The organism is uncultured Fibrobacter sp. (assembly GCF_937877005.1).
Lineage (GTDB): Bacteria > Fibrobacterota > Fibrobacteria > Fibrobacterales > Fibrobacteraceae > Fibrobacter.
In genome coordinates this window covers 1-9,368 of record NZ_CALEFV010000242.1, presented here as the reverse complement: position 1 = coordinate 9,368, position 9,368 = coordinate 1, and the positions used below count along the sequence as shown (strand labels likewise).

The 9,368-nt window shown below is 52.5% G+C and carries 9 protein-coding genes; 6 read left to right on the top strand and 3 right to left on the bottom strand.

Annotated elements, in window-relative coordinates; all coding sequences use genetic code 11:
* From Q0628_RS10585 to Q0628_RS10570, 4 genes are all read left to right on the top strand, one after another.
* A partial coding sequence (locus Q0628_RS10585; protein ID WP_298770854.1) for an ABC transporter permease occupies positions 1-825 on the top strand: 825 nt, incomplete at its 5' end.
* A gap of 8 nt (positions 826-833) precedes the next feature.
* Positions 834-1,619: an ATP-binding cassette domain-containing protein gene (locus Q0628_RS10580; RefSeq protein WP_298770851.1), complete on the top strand. Its 786-nt coding sequence runs from the start codon at positions 834-836 to the stop codon at positions 1,617-1,619.
* Positions 1,620-1,631: 12 nt separating this feature from the next.
* Complete coding sequence (locus Q0628_RS10575) at positions 1,632-2,558, top strand: MlaD family protein (protein WP_298770850.1); 927 nt, start codon at positions 1,632-1,634, stop codon at positions 2,556-2,558.
* 3 nt (positions 2,559-2,561) lie between these two features.
* Positions 2,562-3,158, top strand: a complete 597-nt coding sequence (locus Q0628_RS10570; RefSeq protein ID WP_298770848.1) for an ABC-type transport auxiliary lipoprotein family protein — start codon at positions 2,562-2,564, stop codon at positions 3,156-3,158.
* A 103-nt stretch (positions 3,159-3,261) separates the two neighbouring features.
* On the opposite strand, the gene Q0628_RS10565 is transcribed toward Q0628_RS10570, so the two are convergent.
* Positions 3,262-3,825: a fibrobacter succinogenes major paralogous domain-containing protein gene (locus Q0628_RS10565; RefSeq protein ID WP_298770847.1), complete on the bottom strand. Its 564-nt coding sequence runs from the start codon at positions 3,823-3,825 to the stop codon at positions 3,262-3,264.
* A 184-nt stretch (positions 3,826-4,009) separates the two neighbouring features.
* Between Q0628_RS10565 and Q0628_RS10560 the strand changes: the two genes are divergently transcribed.
* Positions 4,010-5,476, top strand: coding sequence for a hypothetical protein (locus tag Q0628_RS10560; protein WP_298770846.1), 1,467 nt, complete (start codon positions 4,010-4,012; stop codon positions 5,474-5,476).
* A 124-nt stretch (positions 5,477-5,600) separates the two neighbouring features.
* On the top strand, positions 5,601-7,043 hold the full coding sequence (locus Q0628_RS10555) for a hypothetical protein (protein ID WP_298770844.1): 1,443 nt from the start codon (positions 5,601-5,603) through the stop codon (positions 7,041-7,043).
* Between the two features lie 55 nt (positions 7,044-7,098).
* On the opposite strand, the gene Q0628_RS10550 is transcribed toward Q0628_RS10555, so the two are convergent.
* Positions 7,099-8,031 carry a hypothetical protein gene (locus Q0628_RS10550; RefSeq protein WP_298770842.1) on the bottom strand — a complete coding sequence of 311 codons (933 nt, stop codon included), beginning with the start codon at positions 8,029-8,031 and terminating at the stop codon, positions 7,099-7,101.
* A gap of 103 nt (positions 8,032-8,134) precedes the next feature.
* Positions 8,135-9,368, bottom strand: a 1,234-nt coding sequence (gene fabF / locus Q0628_RS10545; RefSeq protein WP_298770838.1) for a beta-ketoacyl-ACP synthase II, incomplete at its 5' end; no start/stop codon positions are given.

Sequence of the window (9,368 nt, the reverse complement as noted above, 5' to 3'; positions counted from 1 at the left end):
CTCAAGAAAGAGAAAATCCCCGAAAAAGTCAAGACGGGCTATAGCAATTTCCTCGAAGCCCTCGGCGCAAAGACCGTAATCATCGCCAAGGAAGTTGCCGAGGTGTTCATCCTCTTGAACATGAGCATCTACTGGATGATCTGCGGGCCTTTCGACAAGGGGCGCAGCAAGTTCGGCGGCACCGCCAAGCAGGTCTTTATGCTCGGCACCGAAGCCACGGGCATCTGCTTTCTGATGGTCGCCCTCATCTGCTTCACCATGGCGCTCCAGAGCTCGTTCATGCTCAAGGCCGTGGGCGGCGGTTCATACCTCGCCTCGGGGCTTGGCTACCTGATTTTTGCCGAAATCAGCCCTCTACTCACGACGATTATCTTGGCAGGGCGTTCCGGCAGCTCCATTGCTGCAGAAATTGCAAACATGAGCGTCTGCGAAGAAATCAAGGCCATCAAGACCATGGCGATTTCGCCGGTGCAGTACCTGGTGGTCCCCCGCTTTATCGCGATGACCATCTGCACGCCGATTCTTGCCTTCTGCGCAGGCATCGCAGGCTGCCTCGCCGGTTTCCTGATTGGATACTTCTTCTTCGACATTTCATTTGCAAACTATTTCCAGTCCATCCGAGACGGAATTCCGCCCATTCTATTTTTAAAAAGCACAGTCAAGTCGATTGTTTTCGGCTGGCTGGTCACGCTGATTTCTTGCAACAAGGGCTTAAATGCCGAAGGCGGCGCCGAAGCGGTGGGACTAGCAACGACATCGAGCGTCGTGGTTTCAATTTCGGCCATCATTGTCGCGGACTGCGCATTCAGCTTTATATTCTACTAGGAGCAACAATGGACGACATTACACTCAAAGTAGATCACCTGAAGGCCGGTTACGACGGAAAGACCATCTTGAACGACATTTCGTTCGATGTCAAGAAGGGCGAAATCCGCATGATTCTCGGCAGTTCCGGTTGCGGCAAGTCGACGCTCATGAACAACATCCTCAAGCTCTACAAGTCCGAAAACGGAACCATCACCTATTTCGGCAAAACGTTCGGAGCCAAGGAAGGGCTCGATTTCGAGACTCGCCTGCGTACGGGCGTGTTGTTCCAGAACGGAGCGCTCCTTTCGGATTTGACCGTAGCCGAAAACGCCATGCTCCCGCTGATTCGCAGCATGCCCTACATGCCCCGGAAACAGATGGAAGCGATTGTCGCCGACCGTCTCGAAAAGGTTCACCTGTTGCACGCCTTCCACAAGTATCCTTCCGAACTTTCGGGCGGCATGAAACGCCGCGCGGCCCTTGCCCGAGCCATTGCCCTCAAGCCGGAGTTGCTCTTTTGCGACGAACCCTCGACCGGACTCGACCCGGTAACCGCCCGTTCCCTCGACGAACTGCTGCTGGAGCTCCGCGACACGCTCGGGGTCTCGATGGTCATCGTGAGCCACGAACTCGAGAGCATCAAGATCGTCTGCGACCGCTTCATTTACCTGAAAGACGGCTACGTGCTCATGGACGGCACCTTGCAGCAAGGGCTCGATAGCGAAGATCCCATACTCAGGCATTTCTTCAACAGGCAATGCCCCAAGGAAGAGGACCACAATGAATATTACCATTTTAACTTTATCGACTGATTTGGAGTAACCATGGAAACCACACGTGCCGAAAGAATCAAGATTGGCGCCTTCATGCTCCTCTGCGGAATCATGATATGCGTGTTCTTGGGCTATGTGCTCTCGCGTTTCTTGAACAAGGAATTCGACAACTATTATACCATATTCAACGAATCTGTCATCGGCCTTTACAAGGATGCGCAGGTCAAGCTGAACGGTATCGATGTCGGTAACGTGACCGAAATTGCGATTGATTCTTCGAACCTGAACCAGGTGGTCGTCCGTTTCCGCGTGAACAAGGGAACGCCCATCAAGCTTGGCACCCGTGCGGGCATGACGCACGGAATTTCCTTGACCGGTGAAAAGCAAATTGTGCTTTCGGGGGGCCGCTTCGACGAACCCGACGTCGCCGAAGGTGGTTATGTCCCTGCCGAAAAGACGGCATTCGATGCCATCGCCAACAAGACGACCGACATCATCGCTCATGTCGACTCGCTGATGACCAACATCAACAGCCTCTTCTCCGAAGAAAATACGCAAAGCATCAGCAATTCGCTCAAGAATTTCGAAAGTGCTACGCAAAACCTGAACCGGCTGACGCAGAACCTGAACGCGCCCATCAACAACATCTCGAATGCGGCGAACTCGATGAAGAACGTCCTTACTGAAATCGAAGATGCTAAAATTGCCGCAAAGGCTGGCGAAAACATGGACGTCCTCAAGGAAAAGCTCGAAGCCATCGATACCAAGGCGATGAACGAAAACCTGACGCAGGCGATGGAATCCATCAAGCAGCTCACGCAGCGGCTTGACCAGGTGGTGTACAAGAACCAGGACCAGGTGGGCGACGCCGTCGTGGAACTCAACGCCGTCCTCGAGAACCTCGAAGAATTTACGCAGAAAATCAAGAACAACCCCTCGGCGCTGATTCATGCCGAAAACAAGTCTAGAAGGAAGTGATAAATGTTCAAGAAATTCATTCTCTTATCGGCAATCGCACTTTCCTTAACCGCCTGCCTGGGTGGTGGTTCCAGCGAACCCACCAAGTACTACACCATCGCCGTCGAAAAAATCAGTACCCCTGTCACCGACTCCTACAAAGACAAGCGCCTGCAAGTGCGCAAGTTCACCATCGAACCCGCATACCAGCGAGCAAACATCGTCTACCGCGAATCTGCCTACGACTTCATGTTCTACGACCTGGACCTGTGGGCCAGCCGCCCCGAACACATGATGGCGCAAGTCGCAAGCGAATACCTCGCCAAAAGTGGCCTTTTCAAAAGTGTCGAAACCAAGGCCTCGGGCAAACCCGACTATGAACTAATGGGCCATATTACCGCCATCGAAGAAATTGACGAAGAAAATGCACAGTATGCTCATCTAGCGCTCCAACTGACACTGAAAGCCCCAGACAGCGACACCCCCATCTGGCAGGCGAGTTACGATGAACGCAAGAGCATGGATGACCGCGAACCCCGAACCACCGCCGAATCGCTATCCAGGCTATTGGCTAGCATCATGGAAAACTTCCTATCGGAAATTGCTTCGAAACTGAATTAAGAACAAATGAAGCGGCCGAACCTTAAAGCCAGGTCCGACCTTTAAATTTCATAGTAATTTATTGATAGTCAAAGAGTTACGTATCCGTCAACTCTTTTTCATTTTAATTCCTTAGGCAACGGACCGAATACATATTGGTCGATGGATCAAATTCGCGGCTAAAATCCCCCGGAGGAGCAAGGTGCCATCCGTAAGCATCCCCATCCTCTTCGGTGGAACTCCAGAAATGAGCCGACACACCAAGATCGACAAATTCATCGGTCGCACGTCCCGCCGGAACGACATCAAATCCGTAGCGATCGGAGCCGTCCCACTTATCGCGCGACTTCAGGCTAACCCAGGCGGCTTCCTTGCCGTCACTATCTTCTACAAAGGTCTTGAAGCGAGTCCATTCATCATTTTCCGGCAAATGCCAACCTGGGGGACAAGCCTTCCTTGCGGCCTCGAAAGTGTAAAGCCGACCGTATTTTTTACAATTTTCAGCATTTCCGTCGTAGCATTCACTTCCTTTCATGCTAAAATTCAAATTTTCGGCAAACCAGGTCCTCGAGCCAATGACCACCGTGCGATAAGTGAGTCCATCGCGAGAATCCCTATACTCCCCCATCTGCGGTAGTGCCGCTGCATAGACGACCGCTAAAAGAATTAAGGCTAGATTTACTTTCATGCGACAGAAAATACAAAAAAAATTTTGATTGAACCTTTTGGCATCAATTTTGCATGATATGCCTAGAACACTTAAAAATTGGGCAAAAAGAACTTCTTATCGGTTACTGTTATTTGAAAGTATAGATTAAACTAACTAAATTTTACGTCATACGAACAACAACCTTCCTTAAATGGAGAGAAAAATGAAAAAAATGACTCTATCCGCAATCGTGCTCGGCTTTGCCGCCGCAAGCGCCTTTGCTCAGACTGCTCCGGCTGCAGCACCTGCTGCCGCCCCTGCCGCTAAACCCGCTGCCGAAGCTGCCAAGCCGGCTGCTCAGCCCGCTGCCGCCAATCAGCAGACTGCTGACGCCAAGAAGGCTGAAGAAGCCAAGGCTGCTGAAGAAGCCAAGAAGGCCGAAGAAGCTAAGGCTGCTGAAGAAGCCAAGAAGGCTGAAGAAGCTAAGGCTGCCGAAGAAGCCAAGAAGGCTGAAGAAGCTAAGGCTGCTGAAGCTGGCGAAGCCAAGTCTGAAGACAAGGGTGAAGTTTCTGCCGCTGCCGGCAACGCATTTGACATGCTCAAGGCTAGCATGAACGAAGCTACTTCTGCCGCTCAGATGGAAGTGAAGTTCTCCGGAGAAGTTGAATTCGACGCCTACACGGGCGACATTCTCAACGATGACGATGTGAACCATGCTTACTGGACCACTTTCGACCTGAACGTGGATGTTAAGTTTAATGAAAAGTGGTCTGGACATGTCGGCGTTGAAGCCGATGGTCCGATCGACAATCCGGGTCTCGCCTACAATGGCGCCTATGTCCAGTACAAGCCGGCTAACTTCTTTGCCGTGAAGCTCGGTGACCTGACCTACTCGGAAGGTGCATTCGTTGCTTACTACGGTTACGACGATCCTGCCGACAATGCCGCCGGCATGAAGGAACACGACATTCGCGGTCTCGAAGTCGATCTCGCTGGTCTCGAACTCGGTATCGGCTTTGGCCGTGGCGCAAACGATCGCTGCAACTGGGACGATCCTGCCGAAGATAACGGTTGCAAGGTTTACGACCTGCATGCGGCTTATGAATTCGACTACGCCGGTCAGCACCTCCGTCCGTTCTTCGATTACAAGAGCTACCAGGAAACTCAGCATAACGAAATGCACGCCGGTGTCGACGCTGGTGTCAACATCGGTGGCTTCGGCTTCCGCGCCGTTTACGGTTTCCACGCCGACTACCTGATGGACGACGAAGATGTTGTTGACGGTCAGGACTGGACTTCTACGGCTCACACCATCTTGGCCGAGCCCACCTTCGAAGTTAGCATGTTCCAGATCAAGACCAGTTTCTTCTACGCCTTCATTGACAGAGGCGACAACATGAACGCCACCGAATACGAAGAAGAAGAAATTCCTGAATACTTCTTCATCTATGGTGAACCGGCCTTCAAGTTTGCCGAATTCATCAAGATCGGTATTCCGGTTGAATTCCACAAGAACACTCTCAACGACGAAGACGACACCCGTTCGACTCTCGATGTCGGTGGCCGCGTCTACATCAGCCCGGTGGAACATCTTGACATCACCGCTTTCGGTATGGTGGACATCGCCATGCAGGACAACGAGGATGACACCGCACTCCGCTTCGGCCTTGAAACGGTGTTCAGCTTCTAATTTAACCTATCCTTGGGTTTAATTTACGCCTCCGACACATGTCGGAGGCTTTTTTCGTAGTTAAAAATCTTTTTTTTTGTTAAAATTATTTCAAACAAACAATTCTCTCTCAAGGAGTTAACCAATGAAAAAGATGACACTCTCCGCAATCGTACTCGGCCTTGCAGCCGCTGGCGCAATTGCACAGACAGCACCTGAAGCGACCCCTGCAGCAGCTCCTGCAGCCCAACCCACAGCTGAAGCTGCCCAGCTGGCAGCCGAGGAAGCCAAGGCCGCCGAAGAGGCCAAGAAGGCCGAAGAAGCCAAGGCCGCCGAAGAGGCCAAGAAGGCTGAAGAAGCCAAGGCCGCCGAAGAGGCTAAGAAGGCTGAAGAAGCCAAGGCCGCCGAAGAGGCTAAGAAGACCGAAGAAGCCAAGGCCGCCGAAGCAGAGAACGGCGAAACAGCCGGAACATCCTTTGTTGAGCGTCTGAACATTTCCAAGGCCGATCCTGAACCAGCCCCCACCAAGGCCATGGAATTCAAGGTCGCAGGACAAGTGGAATTTGACGCTTACGCCGATATGGACATGGAAAACGAAAAGAAGCTACACCACAGTTACAGTTCCACAGCAGACATCGACTTCCAGGTCAAATTCAATGACAAATGGTCTGCCCAGGTCGAACTCGAGGCAGATGGCGAATCGACTTCGCCGGCCAGCCTCTACAACGGCGCTTTCGCTCAATACCAGAAAAACGAAAACTTTGCCATCAAGTTCGGCGACCTCACTTACGCAGAAGGCGCTTTCAACTACTATGGCTACGACGACCCGGCCTACAACGCCGCCGGCATGAAGGAACACGACATTCGCGGTATCGAGCTTGACCTGTATGGCCTGCAGCTCGGTCTCGGATTCGGGCGCGGAAATAACGACATCTACGAACTTCCCAATGGCGATATCGAAGAAGGCTACAGCTACGATGTCCATGCAGCCTACCAGCTTGAATTTGCCGGACAGGCCCTCCGTCCGTTCGCCCATTACAAGAGCTGGCAGCAAGCTAGCGCCAACGAGCTTCACGCCGGTTTGGAAGCCAACCTGGAATTCGGCCCGTTCGCTATCCACGCCGTTTACGGCCTGCACGCCGATCGCCTGAACGAAGATGAACCGAAGGCTACTCATGCTGTCTTGGCAGAACCTTCCTTCAAGGTTGCCAACGTAAATATCAGAGGCGGATTCTTCTATGCTAGCATCGACGAGGACACCCCCACGATTCATGGAACCGAAATTCCTGAATACATGTTCGCCTACGGCGAAGGTATAATCCATGTGACGGAAGCCTTTGGAATTGGCCTCCTCGGTGAACTGCATACAAATTCTCTTTACGAAGATACAGACCTCGGCACACTCAATTTCGGTACTCGACTCTACTTCACTCCGGTGGATGGTCTTGAAGTTACCGGCTTTGCCATGGGCATTCTCCCCATGGGTAGCGACTGGGAAAAAGATGGACACGGAGCAATGGTTAGCACCGAAGATTACGGTGATGACATGAACCTCCGCTTCGGTGCCGAAGCCATATTCAGTTTCTAGTCTAAACTAGGCCAAGCATTATATAGTCCCAGTTCATTTACTGAACTGGGATTTATTAGAACTTAATCGGGTACAGCAAGTACCAGTGGATTTCGGGATAAACTTGCACGGTGGGGGCCGGCAACTTGAAATAATTCAGATACTTGACAATGGTGCGGGCCATGCGGCTCTGCGGACGGAACGCTTCCAAATCGTAATCCAGTGCGATATAGACTTCACGATGTGGCGTAATGTCTTTGTCGTGCAAGAACACGCCCTCGTCAATACTCAAGCCCGCTGCAATGGCAAGCCAACTCGGATAATACTGACGCGCGGCCTTAGGCAACATGCGGTAAACCTTGAACGAAGCCCAGAAAGTCTGATTGCAATAGTCGTCGGTAAATACGCCTGTTTTACTTTGTCTGTAATACGCTTTAGTATTGATCCAGTAACTCCACTTGAGGTCTACGTACTTGAACACGGGCACGTAGCGTTCCGCCATCGGCAAGAAACCGCCCAAGGTTCCCGAGAGCACGTCAAAAATGCTAAAGCCCCACTCCGGCGAATAGCCATCTTTCACGTCGATGGCAATATGAGTCGCCATCGCCGAAAAACCTGCGAACAAGTACGAATAAAACTCAGAAATTCCCGCCCAGCGGTACCCTTCGTAAAAGGACTCGCCCATCATGACGCCAGAGGCGAAATGGCCGAACTTGTCAAGGTTCAGAGCGTAATCAAAATCGTTTTCGAAATGGAAATCACTCCCCTGTTCGTCCCACCAGCCTTTATCAAATACAAGCCAATAAGCGGCACCGTAGGCAATCAGCACAGTCGAGGCAACACCGACCCCTTTCGCCAGAGAAAATTCAACCGTATCCGCCGGATCCTCGCTGCGGTAATCCCAAGTAGAATCGCGCCAAGTCGGCGGATCGCCTGGAGCGGCTTGCAAGGAAACGCACGCAAAAAGGAGCACCACCAAAGCAATCGATATGGAACGGAAAATTTTCACGGGGACAAAGATAGAAAAGTAGGATGTTAGAAGAAAGAAGTAAACAAAAAAGCTCCGGAGAACGAACTCCAGGAGCTTTTTAAATGTGCAGTGTGCGATGCGACTAGTTGCGGCCGAGGAGCAGCACGCTGTTCTGGCCACCGAAGCCGAAGCTGTCGGACATGGCGTAGTCGAACGAGTGGCTGGTGTTCTTGTTGGCGCACACATCGAGGTGGATGCGTTCGTCCTGGTTGAACACATTCGTGGTCGCATGAATCATCTGATTCTGCAAGGACTTCACGGTGATGATGGCTTCGAGAGCACCGGCAGCGCCGAGAGCGTGGCCAATCATGCACTTGGAAGAGTTCACCTTGAGGTTTTCGGTGGCGCCGGCAAAGACATGCTCGAGTGCGGAGCATTCAGCAACGTCGCCGAGCGGAGTCGAAGTACCGTGGGTATTCACGTAGCCCACATCCTTCGGGGAAATACCGGCTTCGCGGAGCGCCATTTCAATAGCGAGGCGAACGCCTTCGCCGTCTTCACGCGGGGCGGACATGTGGTGAGCGTCCGCGCTCATGCCGATGCCGGCCACGCGGGCGAGAATGTTCGCGCCACGCTTCTTGGCGTGAGAGAGGCTTTCGAGAACGAGGATGCCAGAACCTTCGCCGATCACGAAACCGTCGCGGTCCTTGTCGAACGGGCGGGATGCCGTCGTCGGGTCGTCGTTGCGCTTGCTCAAGGCCTTCATGGAGGTAAAGCCAGCGAGAGCGACATTGTTCACGGTTTCGTCGGTACCACCGGCGAGCATGATATCGGCGCGGCCGAGACGAATCTGGTCGTAGGCGGCGGCGATAGAGTGGTTAGAGGTTGCGCAAGCGGAAACCACTGCGTAGCAGGGGCCCATCCAGCCGGTGCGGTTGGAAACTTCGCCAGCGGGCATGTTCACGATAGACATCGGAATGAAGAACGGGGACACGCGGCTAGGGCCACGGTTCGAAAGCGAAACGACGGAATCACTATAGATCTGCATACCGCCGATACCGGAACCGATAATCACGCCAGAACGGGTCGGATCTTCGTTTTCGGGAGAAATACCGGCGTTCTTAAGAGCCTGGAAAGAAGCATACACAGCGTACTGGATGCACCTGGACAGACGGGACGAATCGCGCGGGGAAATAAATTCAGAACCATCGAATTCCTTGACGGCGGCAGCTATCTTGATCGGATAGTTGGTCACGTCGAAGCGATCAATCGTTGCGAGTCCGGATTTACCTTCCAGCAGGTTGTTCCAAAGGAGTTCCGGCGTATTGCCGAGGGCGGAAACGCACCCCATACCTGTAATTACAACTTCTTCCATA

What these genes read in the sequence shown, in the direction of transcription:
- Q0628_RS10580 (WP_298770851.1), top strand. Translation starts at nt 834, where the DNA reads ATGGACGACATTACACTCAAAGTAGATCACCTGAAGGCCGGTTACGAC.
- Q0628_RS10575 (WP_298770850.1), top strand. Translation starts at nt 1,632, where the DNA reads ATGGAAACCACACGTGCCGAAAGAATCAAGATTGGCGCCTTCATGCTC.
- Q0628_RS10570 (WP_298770848.1), top strand. Translation starts at nt 2,562, where the DNA reads ATGTTCAAGAAATTCATTCTCTTATCGGCAATCGCACTTTCCTTAACC.
- Q0628_RS10565 (WP_298770847.1), bottom strand. Translation starts at nt 3,825, where the DNA reads ATGAAAGTAAATCTAGCCTTAATTCTTTTAGCGGTCGTCTATGCAGCG.
- Q0628_RS10560 (WP_298770846.1), top strand. Translation starts at nt 4,010, where the DNA reads ATGAAAAAAATGACTCTATCCGCAATCGTGCTCGGCTTTGCCGCCGCA.
- Q0628_RS10555 (WP_298770844.1), top strand. Translation starts at nt 5,601, where the DNA reads ATGAAAAAGATGACACTCTCCGCAATCGTACTCGGCCTTGCAGCCGCT.